A 19,929-nucleotide genomic window follows, 5' to 3' on the forward strand; every position below is an offset into this window, starting at 1 on the left:
TTTATTTTATTTAGGGTTGCTCAATGGAAAAGCAACAAATGAAGTTCATTGAAAGATGGTTTGGCCAGCTTAATAAAAAGGTCGATCAAAAATTCAATGAGGTCGATAAACGCAGCGAAAATCGATACACGGCATTACTGACCGTGTGTACCAATATCCGCAAGGATATGGATAAGCGGTTTAATGCCGTGGACAAGCGTTTTGAAGGTATTGACAAACGTTTTGAATCGGTCGATCGTCGTTTTGACGATATTGACAAACGTTTTGCTGACATTGACAAGCGTTTCGAAGACATCGACAAGCGCTTCGCCGACATCGATAAGCGTTTCGAACAAATGGATGCGAAATTCGAAGGCAAGTTTTCCGATTTAGAGAAAAAGATAGAGGCGTATCAAGCTGCCGTGATGGAAATCTTTGCTGATATTCGTGAAGAAATTGCAAGCCTCAAACATCGACTATCTGAGTCTGATGAGAAGTATGCAGAATATACAGCGAGGCTATTGGCGGTAGAACTTGCCTTAAAAGAACTCGAACGTCGATTTGAGGAAAAGTTTGTTCATTTATGAGGCTTCCTAAAAAATGTCCCCGTTGTCGGCGACGAGGGATGGATTTGACTTGGCACCAAGGGATCGAGATTGATTTTTGTGTGCATTGTGGGGGCTTGTGGTTTGACCAGCGAGAGTTAGAAAAGATAATTCTTGCCCAAGACCCTAACTTCCCGGCCGACTATCAAATCGTCGAACATTTGGGCAAATTAACGCGCGTTACCGAGTTGCCTTGCCCTAATTGCAAAATTCCTTATCTTGAAGAATATGCTTATTTACAGGGCAACCCCTTAAAAATCGAGGTGTGCCCCAAGTGCTTTGGTCTTTGGCTCGACGAAGGCGAGCTTGAGCATGCCAAGGTGGCGCATCACGTACAGCCTTGCGAATCCGCCATTGATCAAAAGACCCATTGGGGCCATTGGCTTTTCCAATTTTTTTTAGCGTTGCCAGTAGAATTCAATATTCGCCCCCGCAAAATCCCTTATGTTACGTTCACCCTGATTGCGTTAAATATTTTCGTCTACCTTGCCCAATTTATTTGGGGCACAGAAATGCTTGAGCGTCACCTTGCCATGGTAACCAACCAGTGGGGGCAGTCAAAATGGTTTTTGAATCTTTTGACTTATCAATTTATTCACTATGGGTTTGTGCACATGGCGGGCAATCTATATTTTGTGTATATTTTAGGGGATAATATTGAAGATGCCATGAGTCGAATAGGTTTTTTGGCCTTTTATCTTTTTGTGGGGATCATGGGTGGGGTTACTCAGTCTTTGGTGCAAAAAGAAGAACTGGTGATGATTGCAGGGGCCAGTGGTTCGGTGGCAGGGCTCATGGCCGCCTATGCCTTTTGGTTTCGACGCGCTCGATTAACGTTTATGTTACTCATTTTTCAATTCAAACTTTCTTCGTTTTGGTATTTTGGCATCTGGATTTTGTTTAATGTCTTAGGGTTATTTTTTCAACCCAATGCACTGGCCTGGTGGGTGCATGTGGGTGGTTTTGGCTGGGGCTTGCTTGTGGCTTATTTATATTATCCCAATTTACTCAAACAATTTCCTTTGTTGTATTTGCTCAACCAAACGCACAGGCGATCAACACTTGCGAACGTTGTATGAAACTTATCACGTGGAACGTTAATGGAATTCGGGCCGCGGCCCGCAAGGGTTTTTTGGATTGGCTCATCCAAGAAGCCCCCGATGTTTTGTGTTTACAAGAAACCAAGGCCTGCCCTTCCCAGCTAGACCAAGACTTACTTAAACCTGTGGGCTACACCGCAACCCATTGGGCATCGGCAGAAAAAAAAGGCTATAGCGGGGTGGCCTTTTTTGTAAAAGAATCCCCCCTCCAAGTGATTACTGGCTTAGGGATTCCAGAGTTTGATTGTGAAGGGCGAACGCTTACCGCCGAGTTTGCCGATTTTATTTTGCTCACTGGGTATTTCCCTAATGGGAAAGATGATTTGAGTCGCATCCCCTACAAATTGCGCTATAGCGAAGCGGCGAAAAATTTTGCGTTAACTTTAAAACAACAAAAACAAAAACCGATGATTATATGTGGCGATATCAATACTGCTCATCAACCCATCGATATTGCCCGCCCGAAAGAAAATGAAGGCAACACAGGCTTTACCCCCGCAGAGCGAGCTTGGTTAACGCAGTTTTTACAAAGCGGGTTTGTCGATATTTTTCGAGAACGCGAACCCAGCCCCCATCATTATACTTGGTGGTCTTACCGTGCCAATGCCCGGGCCAACAACGTGGGGTGGCGCATCGATTATTTTTTTGTAACGCCAGAATTATGCCCTCGGGTGCAAAGGGTTTATCATCAACCTCATGTGATGGGGTCAGACCATTGTCCGGTGGTGTTGGAGTTAACCTAAATGTTTCCAGTCTCGTTTGCCAAGCAACAAGCCCTATTGCAGGCCATGGCCAATTTAAAAATTAGAGAAGAAGATTTAGTCGAAGAATTTACCAAAGGTTCAGGCCCGGGCGGGCAAAAGATCAATAAAAGTTCGGTAACGGTTTTGTTAACGCACGCCCCTTCGGGGCTCCAAGTGCGTTGTCAACAAACCCGCAGCCAAGCCCTCAATCGCTATTACGCCCGAAAAAGTTTGATAGATAAGTTAGCCGAAAAAATACTTGGAGAAAAAAGCGCCAAGCAACAAGCCTTTGAAAAAATCCGTCGGCAAAAACGCAAACGCAGTAAACGGGCTAAAGAAAAAATGTTAGCGGCTAAAAAACACCAGGGGGCAAAAAAACAACTTCGCAAAATGCCTGAATTTGAGTAATGTAGTGGTTCAACTTTTTGGTAGTATGTTTTCTGTCATCCTCGCGAAAGCGGGGATCCAGTAGTGCATTTTTCGACATTCCCACTAGGTAATTAAAGGTAAACTTGCTTATGAAGAAAAAGCCCTCGTTTTTTTTAATTCTTCTGTTTAGTTTAATCCTTACCCCGTCTGCCTTTGCACAAACCACCGTTGGTCAGCCTAAACAAGACATGCTGATTGTTCTCGATGTGTCGGGCAGCATGAATAGCCTGCTCGAGGGCCAACGCATGATAGATTTGGCCAAGCAAGCCATCAGCCAAGCCATGGCGGTCGTGCCTCCTCAAGCAGAAGTCGGTTTGCGGGTTTATGCCCATCGGGTTGACAAAAGTAACCGCGATGCCAGTTGTAAAGACACCGAATTGCTGGTTCCCATTGGCAAAGGGAATGGCCCCACCATAGCGAGCATGGCGCAAATGCTTCAACCCAAAGGCTGGACCCCCATTGCCTATTCGCTCGAACAAGCCGCCGGCGATTTTGCCGGCAATAAAGAGAGCCTGCATACTATTGTTTTAGTGAGTGATGGTGAAGAAACCTGCGGGGGCGACCCCTTAGCGGCGGCCCGGTCTTTGACGCAACAAGGTTTTAAGGTGGTGATCAACACCATTGGGTTTAATGTCGAAGAAATCGCGCGCCAACAGCTTAAAAGTTTAGCCGAGCAATTTGGGGGCACTTATAGCGATGTGCGTAGTGGCGCTGGTTTGCAACTCGAGATTCAAAAGCTTGCCCAACAGACTTTTTTAATCGAGAAAAAACAAGACAAAAACCAGATTCGAGGTGGGGATAGCTTTGCTACCGCCGTTCCAATCGAAATTGGCAAACGTTATAACTTAGATCATCACCAGCGCATGAACCAGTTTGATTATTTTGTATTTAATTTAAAACAGGGAGAGGCCATTGCGATCCGAGTTTTCCCAACCCCTACCTGCTTAGAAGTCGCGGGTATTCAAATTGAAGAGAAGCCAGGGAAAAAATGGTGTTACCCCGAGGGTTTTCGCTTTGTGTTGGCCGATGGTCAAAAAGAATTGCAACGATTGGCCGATGACGATGTTGATCATCAACATGAAAGTGAATATTTTACTTCCCAAGCCCCTGGTTCAACACCTCATTATTTAGTCGTTGGCAGCCCTTCAGCTGATATGCATAAAGACCATGAATTTGTGCTTGTGACCAAACAAGGGCAGGTGAACATTTCGGCCCAAGAAATAGGCGATGCTAATTCAGGCCGCGACGCTGGGGATAACACGAGCACCGCTATTCCCATTGCGCCGGGTTTGTATGAAGTCAACAGCGTCACCGAGCCCGCTGATCTGATGGATCTATTTAAAATTGGGATACCAAGCGGTAATGCCGTAAAAATTGTATTGGGAGGCAAGAAGGGGAGTCGCGATTACCATGACGTGGACATTGAAATTGTGGGGGACTTGGGAGAAATCTTAGCCAAGGGGCGTTTTGGCGAAGGCAAATCCCTTACTTATGAGGTGCCTGCGTCTTCAACCCCCAAAAATATTTATATTCGTGTGAAGCTCGATGAAAAAGATTGGGCCGATGACCAATCTTTAGATTACACGTTGGCTTATAATCTAACTCCTTCACATGTTTCAGGCGAAGTGTCGCCTTCCCGAACCAATCACGACATTTCCCCTACGTCAGCTTTGGAAAAACCCCTTGGTTTTCAGTCGTGGATGATTTGGGCATTAGTGGCCTATGTGCTGTTTTTGGCGCTGGTTTTACTTTTCTTATGGCGTTGGGGCAAAAAACAAACCACCCCGGTTTCTATTTTTGGGAAAATCTTGGGTTTTTATGAATTGATTGCCAGTGTGGCTGGGGTGGGCGTTGGGTTTTACCTCCTTACCGAGCTTGCCAGTGTAGCCGTGCAGATTGTGCTGTTGACGGTTCTTCTCCTCGTGAGCGGGATGGGTTTGTTGGCCGGCGCAAAATTGCTGGCCACCAAGTCTTTGCGGTTGAGTTTTTGGTGGGCCTTGCTTCAATTGCCATGGCTTTCTTTGAACCTGCATTGGGCTGAATTTGGCTACCGCTGTGGCTTATTGTTGAGTGTTCCCATCAATTTTATCGTCGATTTTGCAGGCGCTGCCTGGTTTACCTTTGGGTTTCACCCCCGGCTAGGGCTCGACTTATATTTGAATAGCCAATTCTTTTACCCAGGCGCTGGGTTTTCCATTGGGGTGGGAATTAACTTAATGGCCGTTGTTTTTCTCATCTTACTTTGGTTTTATCAGCGTGGCCAAAAGAAAAAGCCAACCGTAACCCCAGTTAATCCTGAACCCTCCCCTACGGTTTAGAACTCTTGCAGCGTAGCCGTTAGGAAGAGGCCAATGGAGGGCCTGCGCCCGGGCGCAGGCCCTCCATTGGCCTCTCCTTAACCTCGAAAAGACGTGGCCCGATTTGCGAATGAATTGAATAATGGCAGCATTACAATGACATCTACTGTTATTTTTGCTAGAGTTGCTGGGCGTGCATCCTATCTTGTTCAAACTAGGGGCCTTCCAAATTCATACCTATGGGGTGATGGCGGCCATTGGTTTTTTGGCGGCTCTCCTTTGGGTGCGATACGATTCTAAAAAAAGCGGGTTACCCGTTGCCACCATGACCGATTTTGCCTTTGCCATGATTTTTTCAGGGGTGATTGGCACGCGGGTCTTTTATGTTTTGCAAAATTGGGAATTGTTTCGCGATAATCCCATCGATGTCTTTAAGATTTGGCAGGGTGGTTTGGTTTGGTATGGCGGCTTATTGGTGGCAGGGCCAATCGCGGTTTACTATCTTCGTAAAAAACACCTTTCGTTTTGGAAGGTGGGCGATATCATGGCCCCAGCGCTGTCGGTGGGCCATGCCTTTGGGCGTTTGGGTTGCTTTGCAGCGGGCTGTTGTTTTGGCAAGCCGGCTCAACCCCAGGCTTGGTATGCCGTCATTTTCCATCCCATTGAAGAAACCTTGGCTCCCACCGGGGTGCCGCTTTATCCCACCCAATTAATGGAGTCGGCCGCGGAGTTTGCGCTTTTTCTTTTTTTAATTGGGGTCGTGCGTCGTTATAAAGCGTTTGACGGTATGGTCTTTCTAAGTTATCTAATCCTTTATTCCATCGTGCGATCTTTGATTGAAATACTTCGAGGCGACATTGAAAGAAAATTTGTGTTTGAAAATCTTTTTGGGCAGGTACTTAGCACTTCCCAATTTATTAGCGGGATTTTATTTGTATTAGCCTTCGTGTTGATGGCGTTGTTATATCAAGCGCGCAAAACAAAATGAGGTGGTTGTGAAACGAAAAAGTTGGTGGTTGTTGAGTGTGGTGTTGGTCATGGGTTTGGCTCATTGTAGCAAACCATTATTGTTTGATACCGTTCAAAACATGAAACCCTTGGTAAAATTTGTCGAGGCCGATCAAGCCCAAGTCGTCTCTGCGGCTAAACAAGCCTTAGAAAATAATGGCTATCGCATTCAAAATGAAACGGCTAACCAATTAGAAACGGGCTGGCAACCTACCACTGCCGATTCTCATTATGTGGCTTATTTCGAGCGTCAAGACCGAGGCACGGTGGGGGCCTATCACAAATTAGTTTTAAATTTTTCCTCGGAAGGTGGGAAGACCCGGGTCGAAATAGCCTCGATTGCAAAGAGCATCGTTTCTAATCTACAATCCACTCAAATCGAAGAAAACAAGGTTTTAAAAAGGATTCAAGATTTTACGCGGCCGGCTAATGTGCAGGTCACCAATGTTGGTCTAAGATAGGGGACCTCTAAAAAGGGCCCAGATGCAAGGCGCCCGCAAAGATGCGACCGGAGCGTATATGGAAATACGTGAGGATCGCAACTTTGCGGGCAATCCTTCGCTTACGCTCTGGACAGGCTCTGCAGATGGGTCGTTTTTGGAGGTCCCCATAGTTAATTTTCGACAATTCCGAACGATTCAATGCGCTCAAGGTCGATGGTTGCTGATTCGTTTTGGTCAGCAATTTTTAGTGTGCCGCGTTCGTAATCCACATCTTCTAGAACACCCATATAAGAAATACCAAAGGCAATGATCTCCACCTTTTTGCCCAGCAGATAATCAAGCTTGGTAATCGATGTTTCTAATTTTCGATCAATGGGGTACATAGCAAACCTCCGCCCCCTTACCTGGCCAATCTGCATATTATCGTATGATCCCGGGGGTTGGTCAATGGGTAATGGGGGCATTGTTAATTTATATAACCGACGCAAGGCGTTATTTAAAATGATTGACAGTAGTTACACCACTCCCTATACCCAAAATTAGAGAAGGGGTTTTTTCATGTCGAGTCGAGAATTTGGCAATTATATTGAGAAGCGTATCTTCAAAAGAATTGATTCTTCTTTGAAGGTGTCGCTGCTTTATGGTGGAAGAAAGATCCAGGCCAAATGCGCCAATATCAGTTGTGGTGGGATTTATCTTAACATTAAAAATATTAGGTCGAGAGTTGCTGAGCTTAAAAAAAGTTTAGAAGTGGCGATTCATTTACCTAATCGCAAAACACCTGTTGTCATGGTTGCTGATGTGATTCGGCATGACCCCAAAGATGGGCTGGCGCTCAAATTTCAAGGCCTCTACAACGACAACGTCCTCGAAATCGAAAAATACATCAAATCCAAATTACATTAAATCTGTCATTCTGAACAATGTCATCCCTGCGGAGGCAGGGACCCATGATGGCGAAGAATCTTCCTTTTTATTCTTCATTTCATTTGCAAATTGGGTCACGTCTTTTCGAAAAGTAGACGGGCCCTATCCTTGTTTGCAAACGCGCACCGTTCGCCCTACCGTTCGCCATCTGTCATTGCGAGCCCAGCAGGGCGAAGCAATCTCTTCTGTTTAAGCGATGGGATTGCCACGCTCGCCAACGGGGCTCGCAATGACAGCATTTGTATTGCCTTCGTGCGGACTCTCTCCTGGTGCCCTTAAACAAACTTAGGACGTGCGGTCAAAAAAGAAACCTCTTTTTGATCAAGGGGGATTTTTTTTCTTGACCGGCTTTTTCATAGATGCGCAATGTTTGCCAACAAGGATAGGGCCCGTCTACTTTTCGAAAAGACTTTGAATAAATATTTTTAACCCGCCTCCGTTAATGTGATCAAAAATAATTTTGCGGGTGTCCTAAATCATATTGAATAGGCTTGTCTAATCGATAGGGGCTTGATAACTAAAGCCTCCATGTGGGAACCTGTGCATCCTTACTTTCCGGTGTTGTTATTAATTGTCTTGGGCGTTGGCTTTTCGGGTGCCTTTGTCGTTTTGAGTTATTTAATAGGCAGGCCCAAGCGATCGCGCACTGATTTGAGCCCTTATGAATGTGGTGTGCCTTCCAAAGAAGGGGCTCGGGATCGGTTCTCCGTAAAGTTTTTCTTAGTGGCCTTGCTCTTTATTCTTTTTGATGTTGAAGCGGTTTTTTTATTTCCTTGGGCCATGTTATTTAAAGATTTTCAAGCCATGGGGATGGGGCTTTTCATCTTTGGTGAGATGGTTCTATTTATTGGGGTGCTGGCGTTGGGTTTAGTTTATGTGTGGAAACGAGGCGCCCTAGAATGGAGTTAATATGACATCCGTGGCAGAAAATAATGTCTTAACCACCAAACTCCAAGAAGTGGTGGCTTGGGGGCGTAAATATTCTCTGTGGCCTATGCCCTTTGGTACGGCCTGCTGTGCCATTGAATTCATGGGTGCGGTGTCGTCGGTGTTTGATATTTCACGTTTTGGCGCTGAATTGGTGCGATTTTCCCCACGGCAAAGCGACTTGATGTTAGTGCTAGGGACCATCAATTACAAACAGGCCCCTATTTTGAAGAAAATTTATGCCCAAATGTGCGAACCCAAATGGGTGGTTGCGGTGGGGGCCTGTGCCTCCTGCGGTGGTTTCTATGACAATTATGCGGTGGTGCAAGGCATCGACGAAATCATTCCGGTCGATGTTTTTGTGTCGGGTTGTCCACCGCGCCCCGAGCAAATTTTATTAGCGATCATAAAAATTCAAGAAAAATTGGAAAAGCAGGCCCGTGGTGAGGTGGCTGTAGATAAGCCGAAAGCGCAGGTACATGCAGATTGAATTAGAAAAAATAACGAATCGGTTTGGAGACAAGGTTATTTCGTGTGGGATGCAACATAGTATTCCTTACGTTGTGGTAGAAGCCTCGGCCCTTTTAGATTTTCTGAAATTTTGTAAAGAAGATAAAGCCACCGACATGAGCATGCTGCTTGATATGGTAGCTGTAGATTATCACAACAAGCGCCCCGTTCGGTTTGAGGTGGTTTATGTATTATATTCGGTTCAAAAAAATCACCGTTTGTTAGTCAAAGTAGAGGTTCCTGAACAAAAACCCATGTTACCTACGGTAACCGATTTGTGGAAATCGGCGAATTGGGCCGAACGTGAGGTTTACGATATGATGGGGATCAAATTTTTAGGGCATCCCAACCTCAAGCGCATTTTGCTGTTCGAAAGTTTTGAAGGGCATCCGCTGCGTAAAGATTATCCGATTACCAGGCGTCAACCCATTCCGGAGGTAGTTGAAATACCATGAGCGAACCATCCGGTGGCGATTTAAATACCAAACCCATGCATCTCAATATTGGCCCTAATCATCCGGCCATGCATGGCACGCTGCGCCTTTATTGCGAGCTCGATGGCGAAACCATCATCAAGGCCATCCCCGAAATTGGTTATTTGCATCGTGGTTTTGAAAAACATGCTGAAAATAGCGATTACACGCAGGTGATTCCCTACACCGATCGGCTCAATTACGTTTCACCCATGATGAATAATGTTGGGTTTTGTTTAGCGGTCGAAGAATTATTTCATGTGAGCATCCCCGAGCGTGCTCAGGTGTGTCGCGTGATTGCCTGTGAAATGAATCGCATCATGGATCATTTGGTTTGTGTTGGCACCAATGCCGTTGATTTAGGGGCACTCACCAATTTTTGGTATTTCTTCAACGTACGAGAAAAAATGTATAACCTGATTGAAGGCATGTGTGGGGCTAGGCTTACCACCAATTATACCCGTATTGGTGGCGTAAGCCGTGATTTGCCAGAAAATTTTGAACCCACCCTCCGCAGTGTTTTAAAAGATTTACGCCAAAGTATCGACGATGTTTCTAGCCTGTTACAACGCAATAAGATTTTTTTAGATCGTACGGTTGACATCGGAGTGGTGAGTCAAGCCGATGCGATATCTTATGGGTTTACCGGCCCTTGTTTGCGGGCCACCGGGGTGGCAAGAGATATTCGCAAAGACAAACCCTACTTAGGTTATGAACAATATGATTTTGAAGTCGTGGTGGGTGAGCATGGGGATAGTTTTGATCGTCTTTTTGTACGCGTCGAAGAAATGAACCAAAGCATTCGCATTATCGAGCAAGCCTTGGCAAAACTCAAACCTGGCCCCATTGTGAGCGAGGATCATCGCGTTGCGCTGCCTCCCAAGGCCCAAGTTTACACAAGCATCGAAGCCCTTATGAATCATTTCAAATTAATTTACGAAGGGGTTCGCCCCCCACCCGGCGAGATTTATTCTTCGACTGAAGCGGCCAATGGGGAATTGGGTTTTTATATTGTCAGCGATGGCAGCAAAAACCCTTATCGCGTTAAGGTGCGGCCACCCTGTTTTGCCATTTATGCAGCGTTTCCGCAAATGATCACGGGGGGCATGATTGCCGATGCCATTGCAATTTTAGGTAACTTGAATGTTGTAGCAGGAGAACTGGATAGGTAGGGATTGCTTCCCCCGGATCAAGTCCGGGGTCGCAATGACAGGTACGTTGTCATTGCGAGACCAGCAGGGCGAAGCAATCTCGATTATAAACTATGTTTGAATTTACCAGCGAAAATTTAGCCGAGTTTCAAAAGATTTTACAACGCTATTCCATCAAGCGAGCGGCCCTGTTGCCGGCGCTCTGGCTTGTCCAAAAACAAACAGGCTTTATTAGCCGAGAAGCCATGCTTTATGTGGCAGGTCTGTTAGACGTGGCGCCTGCCAAGGTTTACGAAGTGGTGACCTTTTATACGATGTTTCATCAAAAACCAGTGGGGGAATATCATATTCAAGTTTGTCGCACCCTTTCTTGTCAGTTGTTAGGTAGCCCAAGTATTACCGAACATTTAAAAAAGCGATTGGGGATTGGTTTAGGGGAAATCACCACCGATGGGCGCTTTAGTTTAGTGGAGGTTGAATGCCTGGGTTCTTGTGGGACGGGGCCTATGTTTCAGGTTAATGATGAATATCATGAGAATTTAACGATAGAAAAGGTAGATAAGATTCTTGAGGAGTTGAAATAGATGTGAGGCCTTCTGTCATTGCGAGCCCAGCAGGGTGAAGCAATCTCTTCTGTTTAAGCGATGGGATTGCCACGCCCGTTGGGCTCGCAATGACAGAGGGGCCATTCGGTCCCGCGATGACAGAGGGCCAGAAGGCCTCGTAATGACAGAAAAATTATGGAACAACGTTTAACAAAAAATTTTAAAGTCAAAGATAGCCATCGCTTGGAGGTGAGTCGTGCCCAGGGGGGGTATCAAAGCCTGGCTAAACTTTTTCAAATGAAACCCGAAGAAGTTATCAACCAGGTTAAAGAGGCAGGGCTGCGGGGGCGTGGTGGGGCTGGGTTTGCGGCAGGGCTTAAGTGGAGTTTTATCCCAAAAAATTCTGGCAAGCCAGTTTATTTAACAGTGAATGCCGATGAAAGCGAACCTGGCACCTTTAAAGATCGCTACATCCTCGAGCTCGACCCTCACCTTTTAATCGAAGGTATCATTGCCGCTTGTTATGCCATCGGGGCCCATGTGAGCTATGTGTATATTCGGGGCGAATTTTATTTTCCCATGCAACGCCTCCAGGCCGCTATTGAGGAGGCTTATCAGGCAGGGCTATTGGGGAAAAACATTTTGAACTCAGGCTTTGATTTAGAAGTTTATATCCATCGTGGGGCAGGGGCCTATATTTGCGGTGAAGAAACCGCACTCTTAGAATCCATTGAAGGCAAACGGGGGCACCCGCGGCTTAAACCCCCTTATCCAGCAATCGTGGGTTTGTTTGGTTGCCCCACCATTATCAATAATGTTGAAACCATTGCGAGTGTTCCTTATATTATTCAAAATGGGGTGCAGGCCTACCGAGCCGTAGGCACGCAAAAAAGCCCTGGCACGAAGTTGTTTTGTGTTTCCGGGCATGTGGTTCGCCCAGGCAATTATGAACGCCCTTTGGGTTATCCACTTAAAAATTTAATTTTTGAAGATTGTGGTGGAATACGGGGTGGCAAAAAATTAAAGGCGGTGATCCCCGGTGGGTCTTCTACGCCGATCCTCGATGCCAACGATGTTGAAACCGTGCTGTTAGATTATGAATCCATGGAGGCCCATGGCAGCATGCTGGGTTCGGGTGGGGTGATTGTGTTGGATGACACCACCAATATGGTAGACGCCTTGGGCAACCTCGCCCGTTTTTATGCCCACGAATCCTGTGGGCAATGTTCGCCTTGTCGTGAGGGTACGGGTTGGGCAGCTAAAATTTTAGATCGCATGTTAAGTGGGGAGGGTAGACCCAAAGATTTAGAACTATTGCGTTCTATTGCCGATAATATGGCGGGTAAAACCATCTGTGTGCTGGCTGACTCTTTATCCATGCCTATTTGGAGTTATATGAAAAAATTTAGAGGAGAGTTTGAGGCCTATGCCAACCCTAACCATTGATGGCATTCAAGTTACTGTAGAACCGGGTACCACCTTGATCGAGGCTGCCAAGCAAGTTGGTAAAAGCGTTCCCCATTTTTGTTATCATAAAAAACTTTCTATCGCAGGCAATTGCCGCATGTGTTTGGTCGAAGTTGAAAAGATGAACAAGCCCGTTGTTTCCTGCCAGGTAACAGCGGCAGAAGGCATGGTGGTTAAAACCGATAGTGAAAAAGTCAAAAATTTGCGTAAAAACGTTTTGGAATTTATTCTCATCAATCATCCCATCGATTGCCCGGTTTGCGATCAAGCCGGCGAGTGTAAATTACAAGAATATTACATGGATCATTCGATCGCCGATAGTCAGATGACGGAGGCCAAAGTGCATAAACCAAAGCGGGTCGACTTAGGGCCATTGGTGGTTTTAGACGATGAACGTTGTGTGTTGTGCAGTCGCTGCATTCGTTTCTGCGACGAAATCACAAAAACCGGCGAGCTTTGTTTTGTCAATCGCGGGGATCATCAAACCTTAACCACCTTTCCGGGCATGAAGCTCGATAATCTTTATTCCCTCAACACCGTCGATATTTGCCCCGTGGGGGCTTTAACCAACAAAGATTTTCGTTTTGCCTGTCGGGTGTGGTTTTTAAAAGAGACCCCTTCCATTTGTACGGGTTGTGCAACGGGTTGCAATATTACAATCAATCATTATGACGATAAGATTTATCGCTATCTTCCGCGAGAAAACGAAGCGGTCAATCAATGTTGGTTATGCGATGAGGGGAGGCTTTCCTATAAATTTGTCAACGACTCAAGTCGATTGCTGCGCCCCAAGGCCAAAACCAACGGCCAGGCTTCTTTTGTAGCCCCCACCGTGGCCATGGAAGTTTTGGTGTCTCAAGTAGAAAAAACCAAGCCACAAGATATTGTATTGGTGGGTTCGGCCCTCGAGTCCAACGAAAATAATTTGGCGCTTAAGAAATTGGCCGATCTTTTGGGAGTCACGCATTTGTATTATTCGGCTCGAATTGTGCCTAATCCCTCGCACGATGATTTCTTAATCAAGGCCGATAAAAACCCCAACCGAGCGGGTGTAGAAAAATTAGGGTTTAAACCCCTGCTAGGGGCTGCTCCTATTCATAGTAAGGTTTGTATCATCTTGGGTGGTCTGTCTGAAGCAGAGCAAAAGGCTCTGCAACCAAAAGCTAGCGGCCATTGGGTGATGCTGGCTTCTAATGAAGGGCCAGATACCCAAGCCGCCGATCTAATATTCCCCACTGCAACCTTTGCCGAACAAGAGGGGACCTTTACTAATTTTCAAGGTAGGGTGCAGCCCTTTGCCAAGGCCTTCGAGCCCAAGGGTGATACCAGACCCGCTTCGCAATGGATCGAAGAGTTGGCTGTGCGGTTGGGTTTCTGTCATTGCGAGGCAAGCCAGCTCCTTCGCTCAGGCTCAGGATAAACTCCGCAATCTCATCCAACGACGAGATTGCTTCGCGGATGCTCGCAATGACAGAGAGAATAATATGTTATTAGCTATTATCAAAATTTTAGTTCCCTTTGCGGCGATCATGAACCTGCTCCCCTTTTTGATATGGCTCGAACGTAAAGGTGCGGCTTATATTCAAGATCGTCGAGGCCCCAATCGGGCGAGCATTGCAGGGTTTCGATTAGGTGGCCTGATTCATAGTTTTGCAGATGTGGTTAAACTTCTCACCAAAGAAGATATTACCCCGGCGCACGTGAATCGCATTTTTTACACCATGGCACCCATGATTACGATGGCCGTAGCCTGCATGACCTTTGCGGTCATTCCCTTTGCCGATACCCTCCATGTCAATGGCCAGGCTTTTACCATGCAGGCCGCCGATTTAAATATTGGCCTTTTGTATATATTTGCCATTGGTTCGCTTTCTGTTTATGGCGTGATGCTGGCGGGGTGGGCGTCAAACAACAAATATGCCTTATTGGGGGGCTTACGTTCGTCGGCCCAAATGATTAGTTACGAAATCTCGATGGGTCTTTCGGTGGTGAGCGTCGTCTTATTTTCCGGGACCTTTGAACTTTCCGGTATTATTGCCGAACAGGGGGTTAAACCTTGGCATTGGAATATTATCCTTCAACCCATTGCGGCCCTTACCTTTATCACCGCAGTCTTTGCCGAAACCAGTCGCTTACCTTTTGACCTGCCCGAAGGCGAGGCCGAGATCGTAGCGGGTTTTCACGTCGAATATAGCTCGATGAAATTCGCCCTCTTTTTTATGGCCGAATATGCTCACATTGTGATTGGCAGCGCGATTATTGTGGCGCTATTTTTTGGTGGTTGGCAGATTCCTTTTGCTTCTACCACATGGTTGCGCATGCATGCGGGCTCGGTGTTGTATTTTGTGCTGTTAGCGACCGCGGTTGCTTTTATAGCCTTGGGTTGGCACCTTTACAAACGCCGCACCAAAATAAAATGGGGCGACTCCAGGGATCGCGAAAAGGCGCGCTTAGCTACTTTATTGATTTTGTCAGGGATGGCCTTAGCTATTTTTGTAGTAACGCAAGCCCCCCTTGTTTTAAGCCAACTCCAGGCTCAAATCATGGTAGCGGCCCTGCAGTTCAGCACTTATTTTATTAAAATTTTAATTTTTTGTTGGATCTTTATTTGGGTTCGTTGGACCTTGCCGCGGTTTCGTTATGATCAAGTCATGCGTTTAGGTTGGAAACTCATGTTGCCAGCCGCCTTGGCCAATATTTTTGTTTATGCAGCGATAAAACTTTTACTGAGGTAAGTTCAACATGTCATCCCGGGCTAAGACCTGAGGATCCACTATATTATGCTAATTTTATTTTACTTTTTTTCAATTGTTTCAATTTTAGCCGCCTTATTAATTTTGTCGGCTAAAAATCCGGTTCATTGTGCCATTGCTTTGGTGTTGGCACTTTTCAATATTGCTGGGCTCTACATTATGCTCGATGCGCCTTTCCTGGCAGCGATTCAAGTGTTGGTCTATGCCGGGGCCATCATGGTTTTGTTTGTTTTTGTGATCATGTTGCTCAATCTAAAAGCCGAAGAATTAGTAGAGCAGGGGGTTACCGGGCCGTTTAAATTTTTGGTCGCCTTGTTGGTGATCAGCAGTTTCGCTTTAACGGCCTTGGTTTTAAAAGAGCCCACTCGGTTTCAAGGGCTTAATGTTTTAGAGTTTGGCACGATTAAATTTGTAGGCAAGGCCTTGTTTACCGAATATTTAGTGGCCTTTGAATTAACCTCTATTTTGCTTACGGTCGCTATTTTAGGTGCCATCATTTTGGCCAAGAGGAGTTTAAAACCTTGATCACACTCAACCATTACCTCGTTTTGTCATTTATTCTTTTTATCTTGGGTTTTGCCGTTTTGAGCCTGCGGCGCAATTTGCTCATTATGTTGATGGGGGTCGAGATCATGCTTAACGCGGTGAATATCGCCCTGGTGGCCTTTAGCCGTCTGCATCAGGGGGTTGAAGGGCAAATGGCTGCTTTTTTTGTCATTGTGTTGGCAGCAGCCGAGGCAGGCGTTGGCTTAGCCATTGTGATTGCTTTGTTTCGCAAACGTGCCTCGGTGCAAACCCATATGTTTATGGATTTGAGAGATAGGGTGACCCGCTCATAGCGGGTCATCCCCCGACTTGATCCCCCGATCAAGTCGGGGGACGGGATCCAGTATTTGAAGGTAACTATAGAGTAATAGTGAGGAATAAGTGGATTTAGCAGTCATTTTATTATTGCCTCTCCTAGGATCGTTGTTGAACGGCGCCTTTGCCGTGAAGGCCTCCGTAACCAAACGCCCTTTGCCTGAGTTATTGATTGCTATAGTGGGGGTGCTTTTCCCATTTTTATCTTTTCTTATTGCCGTCAAGGCATCGTTACCATTTTTGTTGAATGGTCAACTAGCACCCACCCAAGAACATCTTTTTGATTGGGTCGTATCCGGGCCTTTTTCAGTCAGTGCTAGTCTTTTGCTCGATCGGCTTTCCGTGGTTATGGTGTTGGTGGTAACGGGCGTGGGCACGCTAATTCATTTTTATTCTCGGGGTTACATGCACGGGGATGCGGGTTTTGCTCGCTACTATTGTTATTTAAACCTCTTTTTATTTTCCATGTTGGTGCTGGTGTTGGCCGATAATCTACTCTTTTTATTTGTAGGGTGGGAGGGGGTAGGGCTTTGTTCTTATTTATTGATTGGGTTTTATTTTACCGATGCTGACAAAGCCGCGGCGGGTAAAAAGGCCTTTGTGGTGAATCGGATTGGCGACTTTGGTTTTCTCATCGGACTCTTTTTAATTTTGGGGCAATTGGGAATGAGTGTGAGTGCCGGCGAAAATATTTTGAGTTTTAATTATCTGATGCAACATGTCGAGCAATTAGCCCCCGTGGCAGGCTGGGTCACTTTTTGTTTGTTCTTAGGCGCCACGGGAAAATCCGCCCAAATTCCCCTTTATGTTTGGTTGCCCGATGCCATGGCTGGTCCCACCCCGGTTTCAGCTCTCATTCATGCAGCTACCATGGTGACTGCTGGCGTTTACATGATGGTAAGGCTTTTTTTCTTATTCAATTACGACCTGGCACCTTATACCATGCAGCTCATTGCCACGGTGGGGGCCGCCACCGCCTTGTTTGCAGCGACCATCGGGTTAGTGCAAAACGATATTAAAAAAGTCTTGGCCTATTCAACGGTGAGTCAATTGGGTTACATGGTGTTGGGAGTAGGCGTGGGGGCCTATGGGGCCGCGATTTTTCATTTAATGACTCATGCTTTTTTTAAGGCCTGTCTCTTTTTGGGCGCGGGTGCAGTGATTCATGCCCTGCATCATGAACAAGATATTCAAAAGATGGGTGGCCTTAAATCGAAACTCCCCGTGGTTTTTGTTACGTTTACCATTGCCAGTTTAGCCATTGCAGGTATTCCACCGCTGGCTGGGTTTTTCTCTAAAGATGAGATCCTTTTTCAAACCTATGTTACCGGTCATCGTTATCTTTATACCGTAGCCTTTATTGCCGCTGGGTTTACCGCTTTTTATATGTTTCGGCTGGTGGCCCTAACCTTTTTGGGTAAGTCTAGCCTCGAACATCACGGGCATCATCATGCAGCTCACGTGCAAAAAGTCCCCTTTAGTATGCAAAGTGTTTTGGTGGTGTTGGCCTTGCTTTCAGTGGTTGGGGGCTGGGTAGGTATTCCCGATGCCTTGGGTCATGGTTTGGGGCTGCATAATTATTGGCAAGCTTGGTTACCTTTTGGGGTTGGCGAAACCAGCCTCGAGGGGCACAATGTGCATAGCTTAGAAATCGAGCTGGCCTTCATCTCTGCCCTGTGGGGTGCTTTGTTTGTGGGTTTGGCGATTTATATCTATCTTAAAAAACCAGCTTGGCCACAAAACTGTGCACAAAAACTCAAATGGGTGTATGCGTTGCTACGCGAAAAATATTTTATCGATGAAATTTATAATGCTTTGATTATCCAACCCATCAAAAGCGTCAGTCAGTATGTATTAGCAAAATTTTGTGACCAGGGCATCATCGACACCCTGTTTATTAAAGGGCTAGCGTTTTTTACCCAAGTAGGGGGCGGTTTGGTGAATCGTTTTCAAAACGGTTCGGTGAATGCTTATGTCCTTTACTTTTTTGTTGCCTTGATCGGGTTGTTAACTTGGGCATTGGTTTAAATTGAGAGTAATTTTATGTTGTGGTTCAATGAACATATTTTAACCGTGGTGGTTTTTTTACCGCTAGCTTTTGCAGCGCTTGGCCTCCTCCTCAAAGGTAGTTGGTCAAAATACATTGCCACCCTCGGCACCTTGGTAACTTTTGTAGTGTCGCTGCACCTTTGGTACCATGATAGCGGCGCTGCAGGTTTTCGTTTTTCTGAAACCATGAGTTGGATCCCAAGCTTAGGTATTCAATATAAGCTGGGTGTTGATGGGTTTAGCCTTTGGCTTGTTCTTTTAACCACGATTTTAAGTTTTCTGTCGGTCGTTTTTTCTACCGGTTCCATTCAGCAGCGCGAAAAAGAATATTATTTTTTCATGTTGGTTTTGGAGTGTGGCATGTTGGGGGCACTGGTGGCCCTTGATGTGTTTCTTTTTTATATTTTTTGGGAAGCCATGCTCATCCCCATGTATTTTCTCATTGGCATTTGGGGCGGCAAAGAAAAAATTTATGCGGCCATCAAGTTTTTTATTTTTACCCTAGTGGGTAGTGTTTTGATGTTGGTGGCCATTTTATATCTTTATTTTAAAGCCGGCCAAACCTTTGAATTGAGCCAATGGTACAACCTCGAATTAAATCTTACCGAACAACTGTGGCTTTTTGCCGCCTTTGCCCTTTCTTTTGCGATTAAGGTTCCCATGGTGCCCTTACATACCTGGCTCCCCGATGCCCATGTGCAGGCGCCAACGGCCGGAAGTGTTATCTTGGCTGGTATTTTACTAAAGATGGGGACCTATGGCTTTGTGCGCTTTGCCATGCCGCTCTTCCCCGAGGCCTTGCTTAAATCGCAATCCTTGCTGGCGCTGTTAGCCGTGATCGGTATTGTTTATGGTGCTTTGGTGGCCATGGTGCAAAAAGATATTAAAAAACTGGTGGCCTATTCTTCGGTGTCTCATTTGGGGTTTGTGATGTTGGGGTTGATGTCGCTTTCTCCTCACGCCATTAACGGTGCAGTTTATCAAATGCTCAACCATGGGATTAGCACGGGGGCCTTGTTTTTGTTGGTAGGCATGATTTACGATCGAACTCATACCCGTGAAATCAAAGATTATGGTGGCATTGCCAAACAAGTACCCATTTTTACCGTCATCTTTATGATCGTGACTTTTTCAAGCATCGCCTTGCCGGGCACCAATGGTTTTATCGGTGAATTTTTAATTTTGTCGGGGGCTTATGCTAGTTTGCCTTGGCTAACCATTGTGGGTTCTACTGGCGTGGTGCTCTCGGCGGTTTACATGTTATGGATGGTCGAGCGAGTGTTTTTTGGTGAAATGCGAAATCCCAAATTGGCAACGTTGACCGATTTGAAGTGGAAAGAAATTTTTGTCATGGCACCTTTGGTGGTTTTAATTTTTTGGATGGGAGTACAGCCTAAATTTTTCCTCGATAAAGTCGACGTGGCTAGCCAAAGCTTGCTTTTACAAATGAAAACCTATCGAGGGGTGCAAGTTTCAAAAAAGGTGTCATTGCGAGGCACTCTGTCATTGCGAGCCCAGCAGGGCGTGGCAATCTCCCCGGTTAAACAGAAGAGATTGCTTCACCCTGCTGGGTTCGCAATGACAGAGTAAATACTGGGTTCGCAATGACTTCAGTAAATAATTTTATGTTAACTGAACATTATATCGATAATATACAAGTGT

The 19,929-nt window shown here is 45.9% G+C and carries 21 protein-coding genes; 20 read left to right on the top strand and 1 reads right to left on the bottom strand.

Translation table 11 applies throughout. The features are described from left to right. Positions 1-23: 23 nt before the first annotated feature. From HYU97_06520 to HYU97_06550, 7 genes are all read left to right on the top strand, one after another. Positions 24-566: a hypothetical protein gene (locus HYU97_06520; GenBank protein ID MBI2336399.1), complete on the top strand. Its 543-nt coding sequence runs from the start codon at positions 24-26 to the stop codon at positions 564-566. A gap of 38 nt (positions 567-604) precedes the next feature. Continuing rightward, the gene (locus HYU97_06525; GenBank protein ID MBI2336400.1) at positions 605-1,663 is read left to right on the top strand and encodes a rhomboid family intramembrane serine protease; all 1,059 of its coding nucleotides are present in this window, start codon (positions 605-607) and stop codon (positions 1,661-1,663) included. Beyond that, a complete protein-coding gene (xth, locus tag HYU97_06530; protein ID MBI2336401.1) occupies positions 1,660-2,427 on the top strand; it encodes an exodeoxyribonuclease III in 768 nt (255 codons plus the stop codon). Before HYU97_06525 ends, xth begins: the two co-directional genes overlap by 4 nt. Continuing rightward, the gene (locus tag HYU97_06535) at positions 2,428-2,835 is read left to right on the top strand and encodes a peptide chain release factor-like protein (GenBank protein ID MBI2336402.1); all 408 of its coding nucleotides are present in this window, start codon (positions 2,428-2,430) and stop codon (positions 2,833-2,835) included. It begins immediately after the preceding gene. 110 nt (positions 2,836-2,945) lie between these two features. Further along, entirely contained in the window at positions 2,946-5,174 is a 2,229-nt protein-coding gene (locus HYU97_06540; protein ID MBI2336403.1) for a VWA domain-containing protein, read from the top strand. A gap of 172 nt (positions 5,175-5,346) precedes the next feature. Beyond that, positions 5,347-6,141, top strand: a complete 795-nt coding sequence (lgt, locus tag HYU97_06545) for a prolipoprotein diacylglyceryl transferase (protein ID MBI2336404.1) — start codon at positions 5,347-5,349, stop codon at positions 6,139-6,141. Between the two features lie 7 nt (positions 6,142-6,148). Next, on the top strand, positions 6,149-6,622 hold the full coding sequence (locus HYU97_06550) for a hypothetical protein (GenBank protein MBI2336405.1): 474 nt from the start codon (positions 6,149-6,151) through the stop codon (positions 6,620-6,622). A 152-nt stretch (positions 6,623-6,774) separates the two neighbouring features. Here the strand turns inward: HYU97_06550 and HYU97_06555 are convergent, their stop codons facing one another. Then, positions 6,775-6,987: a hypothetical protein gene (locus tag HYU97_06555; protein MBI2336406.1), complete on the bottom strand. Its 213-nt coding sequence runs from the start codon at positions 6,985-6,987 to the stop codon at positions 6,775-6,777. A 175-nt stretch (positions 6,988-7,162) separates the two neighbouring features. On the opposite strand from HYU97_06555, the gene HYU97_06560 reads away from it, so the two are divergent. The 13 genes from HYU97_06560 (at position 7,163) to HYU97_06620 (ending at position 19,857) form a co-directional block, all read left to right on the top strand. Continuing rightward, positions 7,163-7,510 carry a PilZ domain-containing protein gene (locus HYU97_06560; GenBank protein MBI2336407.1) on the top strand — a complete coding sequence of 116 codons (348 nt, stop codon included), beginning with the start codon at positions 7,163-7,165 and terminating at the stop codon, positions 7,508-7,510. 549 nt (positions 7,511-8,059) lie between these two features. Beyond that, complete coding sequence (ndhC, locus tag HYU97_06565) at positions 8,060-8,440, top strand: NADH-quinone oxidoreductase subunit A (GenBank protein ID MBI2336408.1); 381 nt, start codon at positions 8,060-8,062, stop codon at positions 8,438-8,440. 1 nt (position 8,441) lies between these two features. Further along, on the top strand, positions 8,442-8,948 hold the full coding sequence (gene nuoB / locus HYU97_06570) for an NADH-quinone oxidoreductase subunit NuoB (GenBank protein MBI2336409.1): 507 nt from the start codon (positions 8,442-8,444) through the stop codon (positions 8,946-8,948). Beyond that, the gene (locus tag HYU97_06575) at positions 8,938-9,423 is read left to right on the top strand and encodes an NADH-quinone oxidoreductase subunit C (protein MBI2336410.1); all 486 of its coding nucleotides are present in this window, start codon (positions 8,938-8,940) and stop codon (positions 9,421-9,423) included. The genes nuoB and HYU97_06575 overlap by 11 nt, the downstream gene beginning before the upstream one ends. After that, positions 9,420-10,613, top strand: a complete 1,194-nt coding sequence (gene nuoD, locus HYU97_06580) for an NADH dehydrogenase (quinone) subunit D (GenBank protein MBI2336411.1) — start codon at positions 9,420-9,422, stop codon at positions 10,611-10,613. The genes HYU97_06575 and nuoD overlap by 4 nt, the downstream gene beginning before the upstream one ends. 92 nt (positions 10,614-10,705) lie before the next feature. Then, complete coding sequence (gene nuoE / locus HYU97_06585) at positions 10,706-11,176, top strand: NADH-quinone oxidoreductase subunit NuoE (GenBank protein ID MBI2336412.1); 471 nt, start codon at positions 10,706-10,708, stop codon at positions 11,174-11,176. 156 nt (positions 11,177-11,332) lie between these two features. Next, positions 11,333-12,583: an NADH-quinone oxidoreductase subunit NuoF gene (nuoF, locus tag HYU97_06590; GenBank protein MBI2336413.1), complete on the top strand. Its 1,251-nt coding sequence runs from the start codon at positions 11,333-11,335 to the stop codon at positions 12,581-12,583. Continuing rightward, complete coding sequence (locus tag HYU97_06595; GenBank protein MBI2336414.1) at positions 12,564-14,024, top strand: (2Fe-2S)-binding protein; 1,461 nt, start codon at positions 12,564-12,566, stop codon at positions 14,022-14,024. Before nuoF ends, HYU97_06595 begins: the two co-directional genes overlap by 20 nt. Before the next feature lie 64 nt (positions 14,025-14,088). Then, entirely contained in the window at positions 14,089-15,339 is a 1,251-nt protein-coding gene (locus HYU97_06600; GenBank protein ID MBI2336415.1) for an NADH-quinone oxidoreductase subunit H, read from the top strand. Between the two features lie 45 nt (positions 15,340-15,384). Then, positions 15,385-15,882: an NADH-quinone oxidoreductase subunit J gene (locus HYU97_06605; GenBank protein ID MBI2336416.1), complete on the top strand. Its 498-nt coding sequence runs from the start codon at positions 15,385-15,387 to the stop codon at positions 15,880-15,882. Further along, complete coding sequence (gene nuoK / locus HYU97_06610) at positions 15,882-16,196, top strand: NADH-quinone oxidoreductase subunit NuoK (GenBank protein ID MBI2336417.1); 315 nt, start codon at positions 15,882-15,884, stop codon at positions 16,194-16,196. Before HYU97_06605 ends, nuoK begins: the two co-directional genes overlap by 1 nt. Positions 16,197-16,284: 88 nt before the next feature. Next, positions 16,285-18,246 (top strand): NADH-quinone oxidoreductase subunit L, encoded by a 1,962-nt coding sequence (gene nuoL / locus HYU97_06615; GenBank protein ID MBI2336418.1) that lies wholly within the window; start codon positions 16,285-16,287, stop codon positions 18,244-18,246. Between the two features lie 15 nt (positions 18,247-18,261). Continuing rightward, positions 18,262-19,857 (top strand): NADH-quinone oxidoreductase subunit M, encoded by a 1,596-nt coding sequence (locus HYU97_06620; protein ID MBI2336419.1) that lies wholly within the window; start codon positions 18,262-18,264, stop codon positions 19,855-19,857. Positions 19,858-19,929: the final 72 nt, after the last annotated feature.

The organism is Deltaproteobacteria bacterium, assembly GCA_016183235.1.
Classification (GTDB): domain Bacteria; phylum UBA10199; class UBA10199; order DSSB01; family JACPFA01; genus JACPFA01.

Excerpts from the sequence above, each read along its gene's own strand:
- nuoB (MBI2336409.1), top strand. The coding sequence starts at position 8,442 with ATGACATCCGTGGCAGAAAATAATGTCTTAACCACCAAACTCCAAGAA.
- HYU97_06525 (MBI2336400.1), top strand. The coding sequence starts at position 605 with ATGGATTTGACTTGGCACCAAGGGATCGAGATTGATTTTTGTGTGCAT.
- HYU97_06535 (MBI2336402.1), top strand. The coding sequence starts at position 2,428 with ATGTTTCCAGTCTCGTTTGCCAAGCAACAAGCCCTATTGCAGGCCATG.
- nuoD (MBI2336411.1), top strand. The coding sequence starts at position 9,420 with ATGAGCGAACCATCCGGTGGCGATTTAAATACCAAACCCATGCATCTC.
- ndhC (MBI2336408.1), top strand. The coding sequence starts at position 8,060 with ATGTGGGAACCTGTGCATCCTTACTTTCCGGTGTTGTTATTAATTGTC.
- nuoF (MBI2336413.1), top strand. The coding sequence starts at position 11,333 with ATGGAACAACGTTTAACAAAAAATTTTAAAGTCAAAGATAGCCATCGC.
- HYU97_06620 (MBI2336419.1), top strand. The coding sequence starts at position 18,262 with ATGTTGTGGTTCAATGAACATATTTTAACCGTGGTGGTTTTTTTACCG.
- HYU97_06540 (MBI2336403.1), top strand. The coding sequence starts at position 2,946 with ATGAAGAAAAAGCCCTCGTTTTTTTTAATTCTTCTGTTTAGTTTAATC.
- HYU97_06560 (MBI2336407.1), top strand. The coding sequence starts at position 7,163 with ATGTCGAGTCGAGAATTTGGCAATTATATTGAGAAGCGTATCTTCAAA.
- HYU97_06600 (MBI2336415.1), top strand. The coding sequence starts at position 14,089 with ATGTTATTAGCTATTATCAAAATTTTAGTTCCCTTTGCGGCGATCATG.
- HYU97_06575 (MBI2336410.1), top strand. The coding sequence starts at position 8,938 with ATGCAGATTGAATTAGAAAAAATAACGAATCGGTTTGGAGACAAGGTT.
- HYU97_06595 (MBI2336414.1), top strand. The coding sequence starts at position 12,564 with ATGCCAACCCTAACCATTGATGGCATTCAAGTTACTGTAGAACCGGGT.
- HYU97_06520 (MBI2336399.1), top strand. The coding sequence starts at position 24 with ATGGAAAAGCAACAAATGAAGTTCATTGAAAGATGGTTTGGCCAGCTT.
- xth (MBI2336401.1), top strand. The coding sequence starts at position 1,660 with ATGAAACTTATCACGTGGAACGTTAATGGAATTCGGGCCGCGGCCCGC.
- nuoE (MBI2336412.1), top strand. The coding sequence starts at position 10,706 with ATGTTTGAATTTACCAGCGAAAATTTAGCCGAGTTTCAAAAGATTTTA.
- HYU97_06555 (MBI2336406.1), bottom strand. The coding sequence starts at position 6,987 with ATGTACCCCATTGATCGAAAATTAGAAACATCGATTACCAAGCTTGAT.
- HYU97_06605 (MBI2336416.1), top strand. The coding sequence starts at position 15,385 with ATGCTAATTTTATTTTACTTTTTTTCAATTGTTTCAATTTTAGCCGCC.